This is a genomic window from Stieleria bergensis (assembly GCA_007745635.1).
GTDB classification, from domain to species: Bacteria; Planctomycetota; Planctomycetia; order Pirellulales; family Pirellulaceae; genus Stieleria; species Stieleria bergensis.
Genome location: CP036272.1, coordinates 300,234 through 326,077, shown reverse-complemented (window position 1 = coordinate 326,077; position 25,844 = coordinate 300,234). Strand labels below are relative to the sequence as shown.

5 protein-coding genes (1 of these 5 only partly in view) are annotated in these 25,844 nt (G+C 54.8%); 3 read left to right on the top strand and 2 right to left on the bottom strand.

What is annotated here, in order from left to right:
* Positions 1–39 precede the first annotated feature (39 nt).
* The 3 genes from SV7mr_RS00930 (at position 40) to SV7mr_RS00920 (ending at position 4,132) form a co-directional block, all read left to right on the top strand.
* The gene (locus SV7mr_RS00930; protein ID WP_145268368.1) at positions 40–1,050 is read left to right on the top strand and encodes an ABC transporter ATP-binding protein; all 1,011 of its coding nucleotides are present in this window, start codon (positions 40–42) and stop codon (positions 1,048–1,050) included.
* Complete coding sequence (locus tag SV7mr_RS00925) at positions 1,043–2,041, top strand: ABC transporter ATP-binding protein (protein WP_145268366.1); 999 nt, start codon at positions 1,043–1,045, stop codon at positions 2,039–2,041. The genes SV7mr_RS00930 and SV7mr_RS00925 overlap by 8 nt, the downstream gene beginning before the upstream one ends.
* A gap of 285 nt (positions 2,042–2,326) precedes the next feature.
* Positions 2,327–4,132 (top strand): adenylate/guanylate cyclase domain-containing protein, encoded by a 1,806-nt coding sequence (locus tag SV7mr_RS00920; RefSeq protein ID WP_145268364.1) that lies wholly within the window; start codon positions 2,327–2,329, stop codon positions 4,130–4,132.
* A gap of 1,267 nt (positions 4,133–5,399) precedes the next feature.
* On the opposite strand, the gene SV7mr_RS00915 is transcribed toward SV7mr_RS00920, so the two are convergent.
* A complete protein-coding gene (locus SV7mr_RS00915; protein ID WP_145268362.1) occupies positions 5,400–6,719 on the bottom strand; it encodes an Lpg1974 family pore-forming outer membrane protein in 1,320 nt (439 codons plus the stop codon).
* A gap of 172 nt (positions 6,720–6,891) precedes the next feature.
* Positions 6,892–25,844, bottom strand: the 3' portion of a protein-coding gene (locus SV7mr_RS00910) for a dockerin type I domain-containing protein (RefSeq protein ID WP_145268360.1). The gene runs 14,080 nt beyond the window's last position; only the last 18,953 of its 33,033 coding nucleotides appear in the window; the start codon falls outside the window, past its right edge — the gene reads right to left on this strand; the stop codon is at positions 6,892–6,894.

Genomic DNA, 25,844 nt, shown 5'->3' with positions numbered 1-25,844 from the left:
GATCTCGCCACGAATCAACGTTGCCTGACAACTTCGCCCATGAACAACACACCAGCAGATCGCAGCTCTGAACCCCTGCTTCAGGTGCAAGACTTGCAAGTCACCTTCAAAACTGACTTGGCCGACGTTCGCGCAGTGCGCGGCGTTTCCTTTGATGTTTATCCAGGTGAAACCGTCGGCATCGTCGGCGAAAGTGGCAGTGGTAAAAGCGTCACGAACTTAGCTTTGATGGGCTTGGTCCCCAAACCTCCCGGTCGAATCGATGGCGGTCAAGTTTGGTATGACGGCCAGAACTTGCTGGAACTTGACGACCGTTCGATGCAGTCCATTCGTGGCCATAAGATTGCAATGATCTTTCAGGACCCCATGACGGCGCTCAATCCGTTGATGACTGTTGGCCAACAGCTAACCGAAATGACACGGTTGCATCTGGGACTGAGCAAATCGGCTGCGAATGATCAAGCCGCCGACATGCTGGAACTGGTCGGCATCAGCAACGCCAAAAAACGACTGCGCGACTACCCGCATCAGTTCAGTGGCGGCATGAGACAGCGCGTGATGATTGCGATGGCTCTTTCGTGCCAACCCGATCTCTTGATCGCTGATGAGCCGACGACGGCACTGGATGTGACCATTCAGGCACAAATCCTAGAGCTACTGCGTGAACTGCAAGAGAAACGTGGCACCAGCATCATCATGATCACCCATGACCTGGGCGTGGTCGCTGAGATCTGTGATCGTGTGCTAGTGATGTACGCCGGACAAGTGGTTGAGAAAGCCGAAGTCAAAGAGCTGTTTGCCAACCCACAACACCCCTACACAAAAGGCTTGCTGCGATCCTTGCCACGATTCGATCAAGTCACCGATTCTTTGTACGCGATCCCAGGACAACCACCAGACCTAGGCAACTTACCCGCCGGTTGTGCTTTCCGCGACCGCTGCGATGTCTCAGTCGAACAATGCAGCCAGGAAGCACCGGAACTGTACTCTCTGCATGACGGTCGCCTTGTCTCCTGTTTCGTTGCCAAAGAGGAGGCCAGCAATGCCTGAAGCACAAACCAGCGATAATCAACCCTTGCTGCAAGTCGATGACCTGAAGGTCCACTTCCCCTTTAGCCGCGGTTCGTTCCTGAATCCTGAACGAGGCTTCATTCGGGCAGTTGATGGACTCTCGTTTGACATTGCCGAAGGCGAAACGCTGGCGTTGGTCGGTGAATCCGGATGCGGTAAATCAACGACTGCGCGAGCGATCATTAACTTGGTCAAACCCACTTCGGGAACCGTGCGACTCAATGGCGACGACATCACAGGACTGGATGACAAGTCCATGATGCAGCATCGCCGCGTCGTGCAGATGGTCTTCCAAGACCCGATCGCGTCGCTCAATCCACGCATGACGGTGGGCGACATCATTGGCGAACCTCTAAAGATTCATGGGCTCGCCAAGGGCAAGGATCGGAAACTGGAAGTCCTGAGGCTGATGGACTTAGTGGGCCTCAATCCACGTTTCTTGAATCGCTATCCACATGAATTCAGCGGCGGTCAGCGGCAACGCATCGGCATCGCTCGCGCATTAGCCGTGAATCCCAAATTGATCCTTTGTGATGAACCGGTCAGCGCCTTAGACGTTTCGATTCAGGCCCAAATTGTGAATCTGCTGCGTGATCTGCAACAACAACTGGGGCTGTCTTATTTGTTCATCGCACACGATCTAAGCGTTGTTCGGCAAATCGCAAATCGTGTCGGCGTGATGTATCTGGGCCGTCTGGTTGAACTGGGTGACAGCGAATCGGTTTACGAAAACCCCACACACCCGTACACCGAGGCACTGTTATCGGCTGTCCCCGTCCCTGATCCAGAACTGGCAGCCAGTCGAGATCGCATTCGTTTACGTGGCGAAGTCCCCAGCCCCGACAAACAGTACCCTGGGTGTTCATTCGCAGATCGCTGCCCGCTGGTCGAGGATCAATGCCGCAGTGAACGGCCCGAGCACAAATCGATTGCCGACGAGCACACCATCGCCTGCTGGGTTCGCCAATAGACGCACCAAGACACTCCCAACGCGCTAACGAACGTGTCACTCATCAACGCCCCTCATCAACGCCCCTCATCAACGCCCCTCATCAACGCCCCTCATCAACGCCCCTCATCAACGCCCCTCATCAACGCCCCTCAGCGCGTCGCGCCCGCAAACTCATCACACCGAACCTCTCCACCCACACGTCGCGTATCGAGCGTTCCGTCTCTCTGACACGTGGCGTGCGAGGTATGATCGCTCCCTGATCCCCACGCCTGCTACCGTAACTCTGTGTAGAAGCAAGCAAACATGGCTGATCTCATTGCCCAAGGACCCCAGGCCTACAACCGTTGGCGGCGCGAGGTACCGCATTATCTTGACGCCACAGCGATCACCATTGGGCGTCAAGATGCTGACTGGAATGTGCCCTGGGATTCGATGATCTCTCGAAACCATGTGCGACTGATTCCCGGCAACGAGAACCGCCTGTTGGTCGAAGTCGCTGATGCCGCTCGAAATCCCGTGTATCACCACGGCCAAGCCCAACAGTCGTTTACTCTGGTCCCCGGAGATCACTTCGTCATTGGCAAAACCACGTTTACTTTAGCCTCCACGCCAGCGGTTGGGATTCAAGCACCGATAGCAAGTGCGGCGAATCAAGATGTTACGGAAAACATCTTTGATCATATCGCCTTACGTCGACGCCACTTCCGCGATATCAACCAGCGCATCGAAGTCCTGACTCGGTTACCGGATTTGATTGCCAGCAGCGACAGCAATCAAGAACTGCTGGTGCGCGTGACCAGCGTTCTGCTGCAGTCAACACCGTCGGCGGAATGTGTCTCGATCTTATCGGCGCCCAATTTGCGTTCAGATCCCGGCGCGATCATTGAAGAACTGCACTACGACAATCGCAGTGCCTCGATGGGTGCAGCGCCGGTCAGTCGCCGCTTGGTGGCACGGGCGATCGAGCAACGTGAAAGCATTTTGCATGTCTGGGCCGCTGGCGACCACGCTGGATCTGCAGACGTCGCACCACAGTTCACCAGCCGAGAGGACGTGGACTGGGCATTCTGCGTGCCGCTAAGGACACGTGCTTGTCGCGGCTGGGCGATCTACATCACCGGCCGCACGCCAGAGACCGCCAATGATAGCGGTGGCAATCCGGTCTCGGTTTCTGACCAGCTTCACGATGATGTCAAGTTTGCTGAACTGGTAGGAACAACGATTGCGAGCCTACGTCAAACACGACAACTGTCGCGCCGCCAAGCCGCAATGCGACACTTCTTTGCGCCGGTGGTCATGCGCGCCCTGGCCTCCGGGGACAGCGACCAAGTGCTGCAACCGCGTGAAGCCGAACTCACCGTGATGTTTTGCGACTTGCGCGGCTTCTCACGGCACAGCGAGCAGAACTCGCAGCAGCTTCTGCAATTACTGAGTGATGTCAGCGATGCCTTAGGAGTGATGACCAAGCACATCCTCGGATTCGACGGTGTGATTGGTGACTTCCATGGTGATGCCGCAATGGGATTCTGGGGCTGGCCCCTTTCCCAAACGCACTCACTGGAGTCCGCCGCTCGCGCTGCGTTAATGATTCGCAATGAGTACCAGCAATCGCAGATGAATTTTCGCTGCGGGATTGGCATTGCACATGGTCGCGCAGTGGCCGGACAGATTGGCACCAAGGATCAAGTCAAAGTCACGGCATTTGGGCCAGTGGTCAATCTGGCCAGTCGCCTCGAATCGATGACCAAACACTTTGGAGCGGAAATCATCATCGATCAAGCAGCATACGAGTCACTGTGCAATCGCCCCGAGATGCGATCGCAATTCACAACGCGACGCTTAGCTCAGGTCCTGCCCGCTGGCTTTCAGTCATCAACCACGGTGTACCAGTTGGTTGATGCGGTGGACAATGAATCCGCAACCTGTCAACTAACCGCCCCATTGATCACACGGTATGAGCTGGGCTTAAGAGCCTTCGAACAAGGCGACCAAGCGACCGCAAACGAGCAACTGCAAGGCATGCCGGAATGGGACGTTGCCAGCCGCCTGTTGCTGGACTACATGGCTGAACACGGCGCTGACGAAGGCGTTCTCCGGCTCGCCAAGTGAGCTCCCACCCAAGGTGCGCTTTGCAACCTTGGACTGTGAAAATGGAACACCTACGGCGCAGGGCAGCCCATGATGACTCTTCTTCATAGAACAGAATCAGGGAAACACACCACAGTTGCCAGCGAGATTCCATGGGCGGATTGTCATCACACAGAAGTTTCCGAACGCCGAAGGTGTTCTACCCCATAGCCCAGGGTCGCGCAGCGCACCCTGGGGACAGGCTGCCAATCGTCGCGAAACCGCGAATAAACCACGAAGGAGGCGAAGAGCACGAAGGAGAAAGTCACAATAAACGATGGAATGCTCGACGAGAATCGTAGGGCGCTGTGCTTGCACGCACCAATGATCTCGATCCGGCTAGTGGCATGCCATTACCAAATCCAAAGCCCTCAAAACCAAGCGACTTCAATCCACCGGGCCAATCAAACGCACTCTCACCGCGTCAATCGATCGCCACGGCGTCAAACGCACGGCCCTTCTAGCCCAGCCACCCATTCAAACACGCCTTGGACACCCAAGTAAAACCAGGCAACCCATCAAGGCTCAAACTCCGTCTCCACTTCAGAACTCGGTTGATGGCTTGCTAAGTCACGTCCACCGCCTCGAGCGAGAATGGAGGCAATCGTTGGAGATCGAGAACACTAATAGGCTCTCATCAATGAGTGCCGATTAGTGTTCCTGACTCGTGACGTCGAACATTGCGTCTCTTGTATGACGCACCACTGTATGACGCACTACTGTATGTTCCCGCGCAACACCGCGACCCCAAAAACGGGCTGAACGGCCTGCGTGTAATGGGACACATCCGCTGTTCTGGCCTTAGCGTCAGCATTCACCGTGGCCCGGCGACGCGCCTCGGACGGTCAAGTCCACCGCCGCGGATGCGAATGGGGGCAAGCGTTGGAAATGGAGAACGCTAATAAGCACTAATAGGCACTCATCAATTAGCCTTGATAAGTGCCTATTAGTGTTCCTGATCCAGGACGCCAAACATTGCGTCTTCTGTACGACGAGCGTGTACGATGGGGCAGCGTGAGCCACTGATCGAAACAGCAGGTAAAGATGCAAACCAGGGCGTAGCACACCTCCGAGTTGGCGACCGTGTGGAGAACATGAAATCGCTGCCAGACGCCTTCCAAAATTCTCAGCAATTCGGCCAACCGGCGAAAACAGGCCCCAAATCCCTACAGTGACAGTTCGGCCAAAAATACGATATCAATTCGGCCCGTAACATGTGAAGACACAGACGAACTGAGTCTCCGCGTGTTTATCGACTGTATGAGAAATTGATAAACAGGCCATCCAAGCCAAGGTCATGGACGGTGTTCGTCATCGTTCCTAAGCTGATGGTCTCAGCCCCAGTGAAGTTGTAGCGACGATCAGCGTTCATCATGGCAGCCAGTTCGTACCCGACTTCAACATTGAAATGCCCGAGTGATCGTGAAACACCAACCGCCAAGTCAATGCCAGGGATCACTTCAAAGAACTCGTCTGTGATGGCAACGTTACCATTACCAGAAAAGCCATTTTCGCTTTCGGTGTATCGGGTTTCAAAGTTACCGATCAAAACCGAAGACGCAGCACGGCCAAACACCTGATAACATTCGAACAATTGCAAACGACTTTCCACGCCCAATCGCAGACCATAGGCGTCCAGCGAAGTCAGGGATGAGTGAATGCGATCATTGACGACAGTTCCGCCGGTGTAGGTGGCTTGATGCGATTGATCAATGGTCGCATAACGAAAACCACCAAAACCACGAATCTGACAATCGCAGTTTTTACGGAACCAGTACGCCATCTCTAAATCGTAAATATTCAGGTTCAAGTCAGCGGTTGCATCGTAGTTCGCTGCTTCATTGTTCAGGCCGGCTGGGTTGGCTCGCGTGAACCAAATCTGGCCACCACCGGGTGCGGCCACAGAATCGGCGTCGTTTGCTTCGAAGTACGTGTATCGGAAAACGGACTCCAAGCCACTTTCCAAACGAAGCCCAACCTCAGTCCTCAGTCCGCTGTCTGATTTCATTTCCAGCGAACGAACTTGGCCCTCGATGTTTGAATCCGTATCGGGATCAACGATCCCCAGGTCCAATCCTTGGCGACGAGGCTTCCAGTACAGATAATCCACCGAGCCGAACCAAGAAACCGTCGGCTGACACACATTGAGCTGTGAGCAATCTGCGGCAGAATGCGTCGGAGTGATGGGGACAGCGATCTCGGCAATGTCCTCTGCTGAATTCTCCTCTTCGGCGTCCAGCAACGCCACCTGCAGAGATGGATCGATGGAATTGAAGAGCAACTGCCCTTCAGGAGTGGAAGCATTCGCAGCAACCAACTCAATCTCTTGCTGGTTCACGACGGTGGGTTGTTCGTCCGTCGGCGCCGGTGTCACTTCGCTGGCCTGCGTTTGAACGATCGGTTCCGATGTAACCGACGCCTCAGGGACATCGCCCGAGAGTAGCTCAACCTCGACAACGCCTAGCTGTGAAGCCGCGTTCTGGTCGGCCGCAGAAGCAGCACCAACAGAAAGAACCGAACAGAGCGCAGCAGCCAAAATACGACGTTTTCTAATACGAGCCTCGAACACGATATGCTCCCTAATGAACGAATGTTACGCAGAACCGTTGCATGCCCTGCTAATCGACCGCTTGAGGGTCGATCGTCAAACATAGTTTTTTTGGTTAGCGCCAGCCATCTAATCGGTCCATCCTTCCAAAATGGGAGTTGATGATGCCCAATGAGCGTGGCTGCCCCTTCGTTCAGCGGGGCATTTCTGGCTGATCGGCTAGCAACCAAAGCAGCCGATCGTCAAGGTCGGCATCATTGCCCCAGTCCTCCAGGGCGTGCTCTCCTGCCACTTGATCAACCAATGAGCTTTGGAACGGTGTCTGCTCACCTTCGCCAAGCGGAAACTCTGTCGTCTCTAAATCAAAGCTCAGAAGCGCTTCATCCACTTCACTCTGAACATTTGCTTCAGGTGTTTCGTCGTCCACGGGGCCTGGAACCGACACCAAGGTGCCCACAATTTCGAGCGGTGACTCCAGCGATTGCAGATCGTCAGCACCGACTCGCTGGACGATCCAGTTGATCACCAGCAAGGCATCGATCGGCGAAACGTGGCCATCATCATTGATGTCGAACGCGTTCCGATCGACCGGGTACGCAAACTCACCTTCACCAGACGAGGAGACCAAATGATTGATCACCATCAAGGCATCCACTGGACTGACCCGAGCATCGTCATTGACATCCATGCGATTGGCCTGCGGGCCGATTCCCAGCGCGTCGCGCTGAGACCGCAACACCTGCTGAGGCAAGTACTGATCGAACGCGATGGTCTGATCGAGAATGGATCGACTGCTCGTTGATGACGCCAAGGCGTGAACATCCAGGACTTGATCTTGTCGGATTTGATCCGCCACCGCATCAACGTTCAGGAACTGATCGTCCCCTGGCCCACCAAACAGACGATCGGCGTCGCTTCCACCGGTCAGCGTGTCATCGGCCAACTGACCGGCCAGCAAATTGGCCCCCGACTCGGCTTGTAGCTGATCTTGGTAAGTGACTCGCTGTAACCAAAGGTGTTTGAAATCATTCAAACGACCATCAAAGCCATTGAACGCAGGCTTGAAGTCGAACGCGGACACGTCTCCCTGAATCAGGGGACCATCGATCGATGATTGCAGTGTCGCGATCCCCGCATGGTCACCGAAGGCAAGGTCATCGCCGGCTCCCACGCGAATCTGATCGTTGTGGCTGTTCAGTGGGATCGTATGGCCCGCGACATCTCGCCAGTCATGGGAGTGAACATTATGAATCAGCTTCAAGGCATTATCATGAGTGTCTCCCTTGAAGACTTGATCCAACAACACTTCCCCTGAAAGCGTTTGCAAATAATCATCGAGCACAGCTTGATGATCACCAGAAGCCACCGGACCAGTCAAAACAGCCCCCACCAGAACGCCAACGTCACCGATAACCAAGTCGTTCCCGGCTCCAGCATCCACCACGTCGTTGCCAATGGTTCGAGACACTGGCAAATCGAACGGAATCGTCAGCAGCAGGTTTTCATCGGGGTACGCTGTAATAAAATCTCGGTGATTGGTTAACACATGCGAGATGATCTCGGCATCACGCTCAAGTTCAGCGTCTCGCAACAAGGCCTCGATCGAATCTCGACTGGAGGCGTTCATTTGCAACAGTTGGTTCGCAAACTGATAGATCGAATCCATCGTCACACTGCCGGTGACGAACACCGCATCGTCAGCCACCACGACATCTGATTCGTTACCACCTTGAATCTGGTCATTTCCCAAATTCAAATCGACTTTGCTGACGGTGCTTCCCGATCCATCGGCTTGGTCAACCAGTTGCCAGAGCAACTCGTTCTGCATTTGGAACACAAAGTTCGCCAAATCAACCACCGCGTGCTCTTGGTCTCGCAAGTGATGCATCAAATGCAGCGGATCAGTCAGTCCCAACTGATCTGCATCCCAATCCGAATCGGGAACAACAACCGAGAGTGTCTTGTCGGCATAGATGGTGTTAGTTCCACCACCGCCATCGATCTGGTCGTTACCGACTGGAATCACCACGGGATCAGGAGCACCGTTGGCCAGCTGATCGAGCGTCTCCACATGAGCAGAGAGATAGGCCAGTTCACGAGTCACTGAATTAATCGAAGCCAACACGGTTGACATGGCGCGTTGCAGCACTGGGCTTTCGGCAACCAGCGGGGCAACCGCATACGCGTTATCAGCGTGAATCAAGTCATCCCCCCGACCGCCAGAGAGACGATCATTGCCAGGCAACTGAGCCGCATGATTTGCGACATCGCTGACCCAAGTCATCATCGGTTGAAAGTAGCCCTGGCCCGCTTGTGGAAGCTGCTGCTGGTAATTGGCAACTTGAGAGGCAGAGCCAATCGTCTCAGCAAACTGATCCGGCACCAAACTCAACGGGGTTTCAATCAGACTAAGTTCATCGGGCATCACCATGCGGTTCATCGGCACCGAGAAACCAAATTGTGGCACCTGGAACTCTTGCAACTCGGTGGTCTGAGTGCGATCAAACAGTCGCATGCCTGTCTGCGTGTTTGGCAGTTCAGCTTGGTATCCCACCGAGGTCTCGGCGAGATCGGCATAGATCACATCATTGTCGTCACCACCATCAATCAAGTCTTGGCCCAAGCCACCAAAGAGGATGTCGTTCCCGCCGCTTCCGGACAGTTTATCGTCGCCACTTTGGTCGGAGTCCAAGAGCAACAATTCGGTCTGCCAAGGATCCTGATCACTTGCGACTCGATAAGTTCCATCGGCATTGTAGGAACCACCCAGCACGACATAGTCAGCGCCCAGGAACTGCCTGGCTGTCTCCGGCGTTGCCGTTTGCTGCAATGTGTCTCCAAGCGAAACCCGGCTTTGCAGCGTGGTTTGCAATTCCAGATAAACATCGCGTCGCCACGAACCATCAAGGTTCATCACCGGTTCACCAGATTCATCCAAGGCTCGAATGGCGTAACCGACATCGCCAAAGACCCAGTCGTCGTCAGCTCCGCCGTCAATGGTGTCGCTTCCTTGATCGCCACTCAGCTCATCTTCCCCAGCGCCACCATCGATGAAATCGTCACCGAATTGGCCGAGGATGATATCCATGCCTTCATCGCCGTACAAGAAATCATTCCCGCCGGTGCGTTCAACCAAATCAAAACGCTCAATCTGACGGATCACCTGCGGATAGACGCCGCGATAACGCAGCCAGCTTTCGGGATCGTCGGAAGTCAGTGTTCGGCGAATCACGCCATTATCACCAAGGATCACATCAGCATCATCGCCACCTCGGATCGTATCATCACCATCAACGCCACCAAGAACATTGTGACCGCCGATCAAGTCGTCTTCTCCAGAGCCGCCATCAATGGTGTCGCTGCCCTGCTGACCAAAGATAAAATCGTCATCCTCGTCCCCGCTTAGAATGTCGTCGCCACCGACCGATGGATCCGACGCAAGGATCGATGTGGACACCCCATTGGGATCGGACGAATAGTCAATGCTCACTTGGTCACCGTAGATCAAGTCCACGCCCGTGCCACCGGAGACTTGATCAGCACCAAAGCCACCGATCAGAATATCGCGACCGGCACTACCGGAAAGCTGATCATCGCCGCCAACCGCTGGATCACGAGAAATGATCAGCTGTGGATCAAGCGTTTCGCCATTGGTTTGACGAATCGGCACGTCCAATGTGGAACTCTCTGGCGTCCCAGGCAGCAGGAAGGTTCGTTGCTGAACATCGATACCGAGCCGGGTCACTAAGTTGCCCGACTGATCTCGATAGTCAATTCTGGCGCGATCGCCGAAGATCAAATCGTCGGCCAAACCGCCAATGATCGCGTCCGCTCCATCGCCACCAAAGAGGATCAATGGCAAGGTGGACGTTGTCCCATCGATGCGATCGTCGCCACCATTGGTGTTCACCGACAAAAAGCCATCGTCCTGATTCACCGTGATGGTGATGTCGTCGTTGCCTTCTCCGGTATTGATTTCAGTCAGAATCCGATCCCCATCGGGATGAGTCATCACGCCAGTAATGTCCAACTGATCGCTGCCAGAACCGAGCAGCAAGTCCATTTTCTCCATGGTCGAATACTGCATCCCAGTATTCATTCCCAATCCGGTCAACGTGTTGGCCGTGAGTTCACCCTGATTGTCGGAACCGTCTCCAGAGTCATCAACATTCAAGATGTCAAATCCTGGACCACCCATCAAATTGAGATTACCGATCTGATTCAGAGTGCCTCCCAGTTCGGGCGCCAAGCTACCGACATAGAAGTCATCGTCACCGCCCTGGCCATTAACATTCAGCTGGCCATCAGAACCGCGAATCAGCAGCAGGTCATCGCCATGACCCGAATTGATATTGGTTTCACCGGGATGCGAACTCTCGACGGTGAAGGTGTTCCCACCATCACCCAAGTCGATGTTCAATACTTCTAGCGTGCCATACTGAACGCCGATCGCCATCCCCAGTCCCGTGACGGTGGTATCAGTCAGCACACCCACGTTTGGCTGACCATCGCCCGTATCATCCAGATTCAAGGTGTCACTCTCTTCGTCACCGTTAACGATCAACAATGCGTTGATCTGGTTTAACGTCCCGCCAAAGGCTGGTGCGATATCCGAAACGTTGATCACATCATCATCGGGCCCACCGGAGACCGTTGTGGTTGCATCGATCGTTTGAACATTGATCGTATCTTCACCGGCTTCTCCGTCGACATGGGTCAGACCGCTGGTTGACAGCACATCAATGCGATCGGTACCAGGCCCACCAGCAACCGTTGTCAAACCAAGGTGTGTGCCTTCGATGGTGAATCGATCCTCTCCGGCCCCCAGCAAGACATTGATTTCGTCACTGAAGTAAACCAAACCATCAGACATGCCCAATCCATCTAAACGTGCAGGCGTTAGCACACCAACGTTATCAGCCGCATCACCACTGTCGTCGACATTGATCACATCGTGATCTTGCTGACCATCGATCAGGAGCGGAGCTTGAATGAAGTCCACTAAGCCGCCGAACGCAGGCGCAAGACTCCCAACGTTGGCCGTGTCATCTCCGATATCAAGCAGAACAACGGTTTCACCACTGATGGTACGAATGTTGACAACATCGTTAGCACCGAGCGGTTCGTCAGGAAGCTCCAAGTGATTTGGATTGTAATAGGAGTCGCTGAAAATGTTTGTCAGCGCTGTGTGTGTGCCTTCGACCAACAGAGCACTGGCGGTATGGCTCAACGACAGGTTCAAGGTCTCAAGACCAAAGTAAGCGATACCGGCTTCCATCCCCAAACCAGTGATCAAGGTTTGATCCAGAATTCCCTGATCGGGAAATTCAGTGATCGACCAAACATTCATCACGTCAGACTGCCCCGCCAAGCCGCCGCCATCAACCGTCAACAGACCGCTAAAGAAGGGCAACGGATCGGAGACGACTCCAGCCTGGTTGGTGCTATCGCCATTGGAGGTCGGGTTGCCGGCATCAGTTGTATCTCCGGGCTGAACAACATCCACAGGATCAGAGTTCAGTGGAACATTGATGGTATCGTTCCCGGCTTCTGTCTCAACAAACGTGGCTCCCAGAACATTATCGACCAAGACCGTGTCGTCCCCGGTTCCAGTGAGCAGGTTGGTTTGCCCGGTGTGCGTATCATAGATCGTTGCTCGATCATCACCGCTACCGAGCGTCACATTTAGCTCTGCAAGCTCATCGTAGAAGACGCCACCGGTCATTCCGAATCCGAATACCGTCGAGGAATCAAGGAATCCGACAAGGTCACTGGAGTCTCCCGAGGCATCTAGATTCAAGACATCACCGGGATCACCACCGCCAACAAAATCCAAGACGGACTCGATGCCAGTCAGCACGCCGCCAGGTTGAGGTGCAGTGGACGTCACGTTGACAACATCGCTGCCACCAGCGCCATCAACAAACACCTGTGCTCCAATGCGTTGCACATTGACCACATCGTTATCGGCACCGGCAAAGACCTCCACCAATCCTGCATTGCCTAACAGATGAATCGTGTCAGCGCCAGGACCGGTCAACAGATTCGTTTGCCCTGCATGGCTACTGAACACCGTGATTTCATCTGCACCACCGTTGGAGGCAATTTCCAGCTCCTCCATCGCTTGATAAACCACCGGGGTCTGGCCGGCGATATTGACCACCGACGAAGTGATCGCAACACTGTCATTCTCATCCTGAGTGATCACGTTAAAGCGGTCATACCCAACGCCGCCATCGGCCAGAAAACTACCCGCAGTCAACGGAGTTTCCAGGGTGATTCGATCATCCCCTTCGTCACCACGTAGAACAATGTCCCCCGTGAAAGCATTGCCTGAATAGGTCAGCGCGTCAGCGCCACCCTGTCCATCCAGTGTCAAATCCTCGATCTCGCTGGAAATGATCAGCGACGAACCGAATGCGATCTCGTTGCTATTGCCACGTAGTGAATCGGCGTCCCCCGTACCCAACACCGTCATCTTGTCGGTGGTCGTTTGTTCACCACCGTCGATCACAAACTGAGTGCTGGCGTCGAGTGACACATAGAACTCCAACGCATCGTTGCCACCAGAGGTGTTGAATTCGATGAGCCCCGGATAACCGGTTGCGAGCGGATTGAAGGTGATGTCATCATCACCGCCCAGTGAATCGGCTTGCAACTCCTCCAGACTGGCATAGAGCAAGCGTCCATTTTGAGTGCCACTGACCAGAATTTCTCCCGCGTTGACGGTCACCTCATCAGCAAATTCAGTGAACAGGGTTTCCAATCGGTCAACACCCAATCCGCCATCAATGGTCCCAGAGACCGAGAGCACGCTTGGCAGCACAAAACGATCCGCCAAACGCCCACCCGTCAAGTTTTCCATCGCACTGAACCGAATCCCGTCGACTTCTCCACGATTCAATCCGTCGATGTTCCACACATTGTCGGCATCAGGACCGATCAGAGTATCGACCCCGGCGGTTCCGATCACACTTTCGATTTGAGTGATCGTTCCGCCAATCGCATCACCGCCACCGGTTCCCAGATTGACGGCGACGGCCGAGTCACGCTGGCTAAAGTCCAATCGGTCGGAGCCTCCACCGGTGCCCAAGTTACCGGCCAGTCCGCCCAAATCGCTGATGAACTCAAACACATCGGCTTCGTCGCCCGCCTGAATGGTCTCAATGGTCTCGAATGAGAACGTGTCTTCACCGACAAATTGGCCGAGCCCAAGATCAGTGAGACTCCAAGTGCCCTGTTGGTCTGGGCCTTCGATGGTATCCGATCCCTCGCCACCCTTGAGCGCCGTCAACTGAATGGTTGGCAGCAAGTCATTGATCACGATCACGTCGTCTCCGCCGAGTGCTTCGATCGTCAGCTCAATGGTATTCAGGAGCGAAATGACCGTGCTGCCAAACGTCAATGTATCGCCATTGACGACAAAGGTGTCAGGGCCTTCGGTGCCAAAGACAGTCAAGATCGGGGGCTGATTGAATAATCCAGTGGACTCAATCGCAGAGTCATAATAGGCAATGCTTCCAGCGTTATTGGCTTGAATCAAGCTGCCATCGGGAATTCCAACTGTCGTTCCGAAATCAAAGTTAATCACGTCCCCGCCGGTCAGCGAAGGACCGCCAGTGTCCGCGATTCGCACCAGGGAATCGACGGTGTTGCTAGCCAGTTCAACCTGATAGGTATCGTCGCCCTCACCCCCGTCAACGTAAACGGTCACGCCCTCTAGTTCACGGATACTGATCGTATCATCGCCGTCACCGCTAATGATTCGGATGATGCTCAGGCCTTCCACGTCGTACGCCACAGCATTCACAAAGATCTGCCCCTGCGTGACAGAGATTGAATCATCATCGGCAGTCCCGACGATCGTCAGCGTATTGTCGCCGCTACCGGAATCGGTTGCACTCAGCGATTTCAAGTCCGGCGAATTCGTCGCGTACTCGTCGTAACCGCCGCCGCCATCGAGACTGGCGTTCCCACTCCAACCATTGAGAGACAACACCTCGGAGTCTTCACCACCGGTCAGCGATCCGTTGACGAAACTCTGCAAACGAATGCTTCCACGGTTAGAGCTCAACTGGTTATCTGAGAGCGACCAATCCGTGCTGGCCTTAGCGTTAAGACTGTTCTGGCCGCCACCACCGCTGGCATCGACTTGCGACACGACCAACAAATACGGCGAGGCCGGGCTGCTTTGTGCTGGTGCCGCACTTGGTGCAGCGGCCAACCCGAATGCAGCAAACAGTGGCGCAGGTGCAGGAGCAGCCCCTGGCAACGGTGAACCTTCGGCCGCCCCGCCCAAATCTGCGGTCAGAATCAGTGAGCCTGCGGTGGGTGAATCAATGTTATCGGACAAGACATTGATCGTATCGTTGCCTTCACCAAGATCGACTTCGATGGATTGCAACCCGTAGGCTGTCAACCCCTCTTCGCCGATCGTCAATGTATCATCTTGGCTTCCTGTGAAGACTTGCAGGTCGTTAATGTCAAAGAACTTGAACTGGGCGGCAGCTTTGTCGCCAATCGTTCCAGACAGCGTGTTGACCGCGGCCCCCTCTAGCAAGACTTCCTGAGCCTCAGGATAGATCACCGTTTGCGGTCCACTGATGTCTCTTACAAAGACATAACCGGCACCATCGGTATCGGCCTGGGCGGGACGCCCCTCAGGCTGCGGAGCGCCCAGCAACGCCAGTGAGCCACTGATCGCTACGGCGGAACCCACCTTGTCCCCAGCGCGAGAATCGCTACCGAACAAGCCTTCTTGCAAATTTGTTTCCAACACCCACTGATCATCTTTGAGTGCAAAGGAATAGGCTTCCCCAGCATCCGCCTGAACGCCAACTTGCCCTAGCCCAGAGCCAAAGTCATGATCACGGCCGGGAGCTCCCACAACGATCTTGGTCTGCTCAATGGCAACCGCTGATCCAAAGCTGTCGTCCGCAGCGGCCGCTGCGCCTAAACTAAGCACACTGTCTTGGATCATGGCCTGAGCAACACGATTGAAGACATAAATCGCCCCTGCGCCAGAGCGGCCGTTGATGGTCCGGCCAGGCGAACCCACAACCACCGTTCGACCCGTCACGCCCACCGACGAACCAAAGCCATCGTTCGCTGAGGCATTCCCTGGAACGATGCCACCACTACCGACCTCCGTCCAATTGCCGCTAGTTCGCTGGTAGACATAGGCGTTGCCACCACCACCTTCACCCGGTGCTCCAACGACCAAGGTCTCGCCGTCGATGGCAACCGAGCTACCAAACAGGCTACCGGTTCCACCGCTGAGTTTGGCTTCCTGAGTCCAACCGATGCCATCGCGGACAAACACGTAAATTGCGTTCCCCCCGGGAGCACCGACAACAGCGGTGTTCCCAGAGATTGCCACGGCGGAACCAAATCCACTCTCCCCCACATCACCACTGACGCGAGCTTCCTGAGACCAGGTGCTCCCCAGACCATTAAACAAATACGCTGCACCATCACCTGCCGCAGGTGCACCGGCAATCAATGTCAGAGCATCAGTGCCGCCATAGATGGACACGGCGGCCCCAAAGCGATCTTTCGTCGCGATGTCCGAAGACTGCAGAACGGCCAGTGGCTTCTTGTCCTGTCCCGTTTCTGTCGTGTCGTAAATCATGACCGCACCACGGTCATCATAGTCCGCTGCGCCAACCGCAGCGGTGACGCCTTGCAGCGCGACCGCCGAACCGAGTTCAGCTTTCGGCAGGTTACCAGGCGTGACGAATCCAGACGTTGGCTTCCACTCACTGGCTCGTTCGCGGAAGTTGTACATCAATTCACCAACGTCACCATCACCCGCATTCATGCCTACCAAGTAATGATCACGTGAGGCAATTGATGCGCCGGTACCAAATCCTCTCTGGGCATTAAACGTCGTGTCCACACCGGTGCCGTTCTCTGGAATGGGATCCAGCGTGACGCGCGGCACACCGTTGACAATCACCGTCGCTCCACCGGTCCCAGAATCCGAGGGAGCACCAACGATCGTCGTGTGACCGCGACTACTGATGGTGCCTTCAGTGGCAAAGTCGCTTACCGCGCCCCCAACACGATCCTGGAAGCTCCCCGTCGGACTGAACTGTCCCAAACTGCCAGCGCCACCATACACGCTGCCAACAAGAAGATTGCCGTTTTGATCAATGGCCAACTCGCGGCCAAAGCTAGAATCCAAGCCTGACTGCTGAACAAATCGACTGGCAAACAATCCGGGATTCGACGCCTGATTGGTGGTGGTGATTGAACTGAAGAAATCAACGTAGCTCAAATCATAGGTTGCCACTCGGCCAGTACTTCCCTGATAGGCGGGCGCTCCAACGGCCACCTGATTGTTGTTGATGAATCCAACACTGGTACCAAATCTCGCATTCGCGACACCGCCATAAGCAGTCACGCCACTCTTGTCGCGCAGCGCTCGATTATGAGGCACGCCCACGGTCGTTTGCGTTTCTCGCTTGCCTTTCCCAACCCCATCAACATCGAGCAATTGAATTTTGATCTTCTCAGCATCATCATTGTTATGCGTGGTGTTGCGATAACGGAAATTGTTGTCCGCATTGGACCAGTTGGTATAAACCTGGTCCGATTCGCTTTTATCGAAAACCCCGGTTGCGGTATCAATCAGCGTGAGCTTCGTGGCCGGACCAAGGGTAGCGGACGAGGACTCATCGTCCAAGTTGGGACTGTAATCCTCTAATGCATAGGTCCCCGGGCTCCGAAATGTGACAGTATCACCGTAACCCTGTGATGCCACATCCTCATGAATGTCGACAACTCCCGCACCGAGAATCGACGTTTTGCCGTAAACGGTTGTTGTTTTCGGTAGCGAACCATCGTCTGGCAGTAGACGTCGCTCGACGCGCCAGGTATTGCCTGCCTGACGCTGGAAAACAACCACATTCCCAGGTGTGGTCAACGCCATGTATCCGCCGGTTGTTTCAAAACCAGAGCCGCTTACTTGATAACCAATGTTCAACTTTGGCTCGCCGACCGCAATGCGTTGTTCATTGGGACTGATCGCCACAGAACTGCCAAATCCTCCACGACCAGTCAAAACGTCGGCTTGGTTCCAGTTTTGGCCAGAACGACTGTAAACGTAGACTCGATTCGATCCTGGAGCCGCAACGGCCAGTGTGTTGCCAACAACCGCCATGGCGCGACCGAACTCTAGTCCTCCCTCGGTAGGCACGAGTTCACCAGCCGGCCTCCAATAGAGGCCTTCGTTGATGTACACATACACCTTTGCTGACGCACCACTGCCATCCAGGTTGGGCGCGGCGACAAAGAGCGTTCGAGATCGAGGCTCATAGACGCTTTCGTATCCGAAGTCACCTTTCGAAGAAACGCCCAGCGTTTCCGCTTGCATCCGTGCGCCACGCCGAGCCAGCGCGTTAGATTCTCCATCAAGCGTAGGATAAGGGTCAGGAGTAAATGTCTTGATCGAGCCAACATCGCGACGAACAGCCGATCCATTGGCCAATAAGTCCGATCCGGGAATACCAACCACGATGCGTCCACCACCGACGGCAACAGCGGTACCAAACAAATCGGGGATGGTGTCCGTTCCGGGCTCTTCTGGCGATGGTTCAGGCGAGACCAACTTTCCAGGCCCCGACTCACCGCTGGAACGTTGCCATGTCGCGCCCAGTCCCGAAGTGCCACTGTCTAAACGGAAGTAAGCGTAGGCTGCACCGGCGCGAATCGTCGAACCGACATTGGCATCGGGTGCACCAATGACAACGTACTGCCCATCGGTAGCCACCGCGTCGCCAAAGTGATCGCCAGCATTGCCTTCCAGGGTGCCTTCGAACTCTGGCAAACCAGCGTCAGCGGTCAGTCGAGCTTCACGGACCCATGAACTGCCTTCTTTCTGGAACACAAAGGCACGACCATGATCGGCCCCGGAGCGTGCTGGATTGTCCCAATTTGGTGCACCGGCAACGATCTGACTTGTCGCCATGGCCAGTGTACTCCCGAATCGTTCTCCATTCTGCCGATCCGAAGCGTACAAATTCGTGAACCCCCAAGACTGCGTTCGGTCGTAAACTCGAACGTAGCCCTTGCCTGCGTTGCTTGCAGGCACACCGACCGCAACATAGTCATCGACAATCGCGACCGAGCGTCCGAAGTCTCCCGAACCTTGGAAGTCGCGTGTTTGGCTCCACACGCTGCCACTGCCTTGGAACACATAAACGGCTTCACCTAAATTTGACGCCTCGCTAATTCCAGGAGCCCCAACCACGGCGGTGTCGCCTTGAATCGCGACCGATTCACCGAATCGACTGCCTGAGACCACGTCGTCGCCAACGAGCCTGGCGAGCTGTTCGAAACTGCCATCACCCTGCGGATCACCAAACACATAGACGACACCAGATTCCGCGCCGACCAGTGTACTGCCGGCCGCATCACCAGGAGCCCCCACCAGAATCGTGCTGCCGCTGATGGCCACCGCAGCGCCAAATTCGCCACCGATTCCATCACCCAGATCACTGGGCAACAACTTGGCAATTTCTTCCCAAACGCTACTGTCTGTGTCCCAAGCGTAAACATGGACCACGCCGACTTGCTGGTTGTCTCGCCCAGCACCTACGACCATGATGTCACCATCAATCGCAACCACGCGGCCAAACAATTCAGTGTTGGCCAATGGGTCGATCGCCAACTTGGTCTGCTGATTCCAAGAGACCACACCATCAATGACCAGCGTATGAAGCGTGACCGTTGAGAAAGCTTGCGGATCGAGTTGTTCACTCCCCAGGTTCAGATCAACTGGCTCATCATCGGGTCCGATCACCTGCAGGTCAGGCAAGCCATGGACAATCAACGGTTCAACGCCAGCAAAGCTGATTTCGGTTTCCGCGATCGTTAGCAAGCCCGCTCCGTCAGCGCTGTCACTTGGTCGATAAACGGCCCCTTCGACATCACCATCGCCCGAAACACGCAACGTGTCCCCGGCAGCAGTCGAGTGAGTTCCTGCGTCGAACACAATGGAATTCGCGAATTCGGGTGCACCGACAAGCAAAAGCGTTGCCGTCCCATCGGCGCGCATCCCCGTCTGATAGCCAGCTTCACTGGCAATGAAGTTCAAGGCAATCCCGCGAGCGGTATCGAAGGATCGCAAACCGTTGGTTTCGGTGATCGCATCAATGGATTGCCATGCAAGCGTCCGCGGCCCACCATCAACGGCTTGGATCACCTGAGACGCCCCGTTAGCGTCCACCATCCGGAACTGCCAATCGCCACTGTCCAACCGAGTTTCGACGTAGTAGTCACCGCGATCAAATTCCAAGAACGTTCGATCAACCGTCGCAAAACCAACCGACTGCAGGGTCTGTCCCAAAGCACCCGGATCAATGATCGAAGTCATCGAATAGTCGACCAAGACAAAGTCGTCTCCGCCCTGGGCATTGATCGTCAACGTTTGCCCACCCAAGTCGACGCCATTCTCGATCGAGAACCGATCATCCCCATCCCCACCATGGAACGTCATCAAACGATCATACATAGCCGTTGGCAGGCTAACGATATCGTCGGCCGAACCCAACGAAACCTCTAACGCCTCGACGTTGATTTCGCGCACATTGACTGGGCCCGAAGAGCCCTCACGATCAAGTACCGTTGCCAAGTATTGGAACAACTCGGGGTCTTGCCGCAACACCTGCCTAAACAAAGCCAATTGGTCTGCGGCCGCAACCGGTGGGCTGGACTGCAAGTCGGCTGGGAACAATTCGGCAAAGCTGAACTCACCAAAGCTAACCGTCGTCTGGGCGGTGTTTGCAGAATCGCGATAGTGAACCCGATCGGTTCCAGCTTGTCCGTTGACAAAGACCACAATTCCCTTCGGGCTATCAACCGTTGGCAGATCGGTGTCAATTTGGAATCGGTCCAAGGAGTGCTTGGTTCCATCGGACTCTCCAAGTTCAACAACGTCGTCGCCCCGTCCAGCATTGATTGTCAGCGAAGCAGCTTTGCCACCCAACGGATCGACTTCGCGATGTGTGGCTTGAATATCAAAGGTATCATTAAAGTCACCGGCGTTAAGTACAACGGTCTCCATCCGTTCGTAGGTGATCGTTGCCACGCCAAGTGCCGTCAGGGTCGTTGTATCAATTGGCCACCCGGATACGGTGGTGGCATCAACGCTGGCTTGCAACTCCTGCTGAACATAGGCTGCGAGCTCTTCGTCGGTGGCAAAGGTTTGTGCAGCGATGCGGACTTCAACGGTCTGCCCGCCAATCAAAATGTCCAAGGAAACACCACTGTCCAGATTGGTTCCGTTCCTAGCAGCGGTGATCGCAGCTTCGAGATCGTCTTGCACGACCAGACTGAAGTCATCCGAGTCAACCTGTAAATCACCATTGGTATCAACGGTGACGGAGACCGGTGCGAACAACCCTTCGCCCAGCAACTCGACAAAACGAGTGACCGCGTTGGTCATGCGATAATCGCGTCCACTGCCACCCTGGATATCGTTCAGGAACAGCTTGTCACCAGACTGCGGCTGACGACCATTGATCGACAGCGCGCCTTGGATATTGCCAAGTGAACCACCGAGTTCATTGCCCTGGCTGGTTCCGACATAAACGGAATCCAGCCCGCCACCGGTGTTCAGATCCAGCGGTTGGCCAGACTGTGTCGCCGCAACGTAGAAGGTATCGTCTTGAGCCCCCAGACGAACCGTCACAGAATTTGCATCGGCAAACTGCACACGGCCAGTCATGCCCAGCCCTGTCACCTGGTTGCCGTCAAACTGACCAACGTTTTCGACGGTGTCGCCGGAATCATCAAAGACCAAGTCGTATCCCGTGCCGGCGGGATCATCCAGAATCAAGTTGCCGCTGACAAAGTCAACGCGGGCGGGAGACGCGGGGAATAATCCGCTGGCACTGGAACCGACAACCACTGCGTCTGCACCACTGATTTTGCGTTGCCCATAAGGATCAACACTGTCCACACGAATTTCGCCGCCATCAAGTGTCAAGTTGACTGACTCGACCGTGCTCTGATAGTCGGCATCGAAACCAGCACGACGAGCAAAGTAAATTCCTGCGGGACAGGAAGCATCCTGCAAACAGTCTTCATCCAGCAGAGCTCCAAACTCGTCTTGCTGAAGCGCAAAACGGCTGTTGGTTCCCATTTCCAGACCGGTAAAGGAAATCGCGGTCATCAAACTCTCAGCAGCAACGGGCGACTGAGCCGTCACGTTCAACATGTCAGTGCCGCCCCTGCCTTCATACGAGATCACGCCCGCAATTTCATTCAGTCGGCGTAAGTCATTGCCAACGTTCAACTCATCGTCGCCGTCGCCACCAATGACTTGAGCATAGACTTCACTGGCAAGCGTCTTCAGGTCAAACACATCGCCGTGATCGCTAAGTGCTAACAGCAAGTTGACAGCTTCATCAGTCGTCAGCGTCACGTCGCCACCGAGCCCCAGGCCTGACAACACGCCACCAGCAAAGGTACCGGTCAACTCAGCCGACGCCCCAGCCGCAGAGACAAAGACACCGTCGCTGGTATCACTGTTTCCGCCCAGGCCGGTGTCCAGAACAAGGTCACCTTCAATGGTCTCCAGCGTGCCTTGCAGGAATGTCAGCGCATCAACGGTATCATCATAGAACCCTTGCGTTTCAAACAAGGCACGCGAGGCATCGCTGGAAAGATAGAAGCGATCGGAACCTTCACCGCTCTGAACGGTCATGGTTGTGCCAGGCAGCACGCGCGAGATAAAAATTCGATCGTCGGCAAACAAGTCACTGGTTGCCGCCTGAACAGCATCGTCACTGTCGATGACAACGGTCGCTGCTTGAATCCCGTCTGGGCTGGTCACTTGAATGAAGTCCAAATCCAATCCCGTTGTCACACTGACATCCGCCGCGATGATGGCTCCCAACAGATCCACATCGGCTCCGATTCCAACATCAGGATTCTCGGTCGTCGCATCGGCGCGAATGCTCAGTGATCCACCGGCTTCCACCAGCGTCTGATCTTCCCAGAAGACGCTATCGCCAACGTCAACGCTGATGTTGCCATTAGCCTTGATGGTTCCCGTGGTCACAGCGACACCTTGCAAAGATTGCCCTGGCAGGTTCAACAGCACAAGATCTTCACCGTAAGGGCCTGGAAAAGCATTGTCGATAAAGACAGAGTCCAGGACGGTTAAACCAACGTCCCCCAATTCGGATTCCACTAATAGAACCCGCAGTGCGGCATTGATTTCAGTTAAGTAGATGTCATTCATTGCTGTCGCATACAAGCGACCGTCTTGGGGCACGGCAAACGTGATCCGATCCGTTTCCTCTCGTTGCCCGATCCCAGCACCGTAGATCTCAAGTGCCTCGGTTGCAGAACCAATTGCTCCGGCGTCAACGATCAAGTCAATGTTGCGAGCTTGCAGGTCAGCGGTCTCATCAGCAAAGCTACCGGTACCCTCCAGCAGGCTCCCGTCTTCGACGATCAGGATTAGATCGTCGTACTTCGAAGCGGCTGCATCGAGATTCAACGCGCCAATTAACTCATGAATGTACAAGCCGTCAGCAGCCACGGCATCCAACACGCCGTAATCTTGTGCGGATGAATCGATCACTGCAAATCTGGCCAACGATCCGATCGCGCCGGTCGCACGCAACCGAACGCTGTTTCCAGAAATGAAAGCTTCTGCAGGATCAAAGTCCAAGGTTTCAAACAGATTCGATCGCAAACCAGCGGCGGTCAAATCCAGGCTGCCGTTGGAGGAAGTGATTTTCTGGACGGGGAAATCACCTTCTTCAACGATGGTGATATCGCCGCTGGTCTGAACATCAATCACACCGTTGATCGGTGCTTCGCTACGGACGTTGGTGTTGGCGTCAATCGAGACTCGCGGATCGGCAATCCCGCGATCGGGAACCAACATGGAGATATTGTCACCAATGACTCGTTGGAACTGGAACAGTGCATCAACATCGCTGCTAGTGGCTAAATTCGGGAACACTCGCGGATCAAGATCGATGGTCTGTGGACTGGCCGACCCGGGATAACGTGTTCCATACGTGACAAAGCCGCCGTTGTTGACATTGACATCTACGCCAACCTGCGTCGTTCCATCCGGATCGACCTGTTCCTGAGGTTTTGGGAAGACCAAACTGACGTCGCCACCGGCCTCCATGAAATCACTGTCGAACTCGGCTGCCAAGTTTTCGTCACGCAACAGCCCGGTGATCGACAGGTCAAGGTCTCCGAACGAGATCGCGTTGACCGTCGCGCGTCCCCAGTTTGTTCGAACCAACTGAACATCAAGCGGTTGCCCAGCGGATCCAATCGTTCCACGTTCAGCGAGAATCGCCAACTGTGCTGAACGCAGCGTGCCACTCCCCAGTACGTCACCATTGGTGTTTTCAATCAGTGTCGTTCCCAGTGGGTTATCCAACGTTCCTGAGATGATTAAATCACCGCTTTGCGCAGCCTGCTCCACCGTCACGGCGGTGCCCGCTGGCAGTTGGCTGGAAACATCGAACGCGATGCTGATGTCCGAAGCCTTCAGTTCGATCTTCGGACGCGCATCGGGACTCACAACTTGAATGTCACTGATGTCAAGATCGGCTTCATATTCGCTGATGATATTGACTTTATCAAATGCCGTTCCACTATTGAACGTTCCACTTGTGCCGGCAATTTCCCGAGCAGGAAGACGAGGCACTTGCAAATCGTCACCGATCGTGGTGAAGCTATCGCTCAAAGCTCCACCAGCCCTGAACATGGCCGTGCCTGCTAGATCTTGACTATTATTGATTGGCTGAACGAAGATGGTGTCGGCGCCACTGACCGAATCACCCTGACCAAGCAGCGTGCTCCCTGTCGCGTCGGACTTGACGTCAATATTAATGGCTTGAATCAGATGACCGTCGGCATCGATTTCAAGCGTTGGATTATCGGTAGGCCCTGAAAGCAACGACACATCAGCGTCCCAACGGATGACTTCTTCCGCATTAAGCGAACCGGTACGATCAATCGTTTCACCACCAACACCGCCAACATGACTACGGCCACGACGAAGGTAACTTTCCACCTCTTGGTCAACCGTCACATTCAAGGAACCGGCTGACAGCGCTGACCCTGACACCGCAATCACGCTGGCGGCGTGTTCATAAACGATGTCAGAAATCGTATCCGAATCGCCAAACGCGCAGACGCAGCGTGACTCCGCAGGTGCGTTCAGATTGATGGCATCGATGTCAACGTCCAGCGTCACATTGCGTCCCACAATCGACGAACCGCCATCAAGCTGCACGGCCGTGTCAGCATAAATCTTGATACGTGACAAGGCGTCGGCATCACCTGCAAACGCACCCAACCGAGCGTATGAAGTGGCCGACAGATCGACCTGGGTTGTGTGAGCATCGAGTTTGATATCCTTCGCCAAAATGGACGCGCCATTTTGCAATTGCGTCACCGTTCTCGAACGTTCATTGTCAGCACCGACAAGAATCGGCGCGGTCGCTCCTGAACTGCCTCCAACTCCACCGGTCGACGTATTGGAGTCCGCATCGATCGAAATATCGGTGATTGATTCAGACTGCACTAAGTTCTCTGCAACCAGATTGGTACCACGACCAAAGGTCACCACCGAGTCGTAGTCAATGTCCGTTGTAATGTCCGTATCGGAGATATCGACGAAGCCCCCTCCATCAGTTTCTCCTTTGACAAATCCAATCAGTGATGTATCGGATTTGATCATGATCGAATCGGTTGCCACCAAATCCGACTCATGGATATCAATCGTCCCCTCGACATTCATGGTCAGGCTTGCCGAGCCACCACCGAATGAAAACGCTCCGCCTTTGCTGCTGGTTGCCGTGGTGGACACATTGGAAATCAGCACTGTATCGACCTGAATCGTTTCGGCAGCCAAATTGACCTCCGCACCACCGATTTCACCAATGCTGATGTTCACCGTTGGCGTAGCTGTGGCAACGGTATCAATGCTGCCAGCGCGAATGAAGCCACCTCCTTTTCCGGTTGCTGTCACGGTGGCGACATCATCACCACTTGGTGCGGCGATGAACGCTCTTGCACCACCAATGCCATCAAACCGTTGTACACCACTCCCCAGAGAGGTCAACGACAGCACCAATTCATGATTGCCCGAACCGGCTG

Excerpts from the sequence above, each read along its gene's own strand:
- SV7mr_RS00930 (WP_145268368.1), top strand. The coding sequence starts at position 40 with ATGAACAACACACCAGCAGATCGCAGCTCTGAACCCCTGCTTCAGGTG.
- SV7mr_RS00925 (WP_145268366.1), top strand. The coding sequence starts at position 1,043 with ATGCCTGAAGCACAAACCAGCGATAATCAACCCTTGCTGCAAGTCGAT.
- SV7mr_RS00920 (WP_145268364.1), top strand. The coding sequence starts at position 2,327 with ATGGCTGATCTCATTGCCCAAGGACCCCAGGCCTACAACCGTTGGCGG.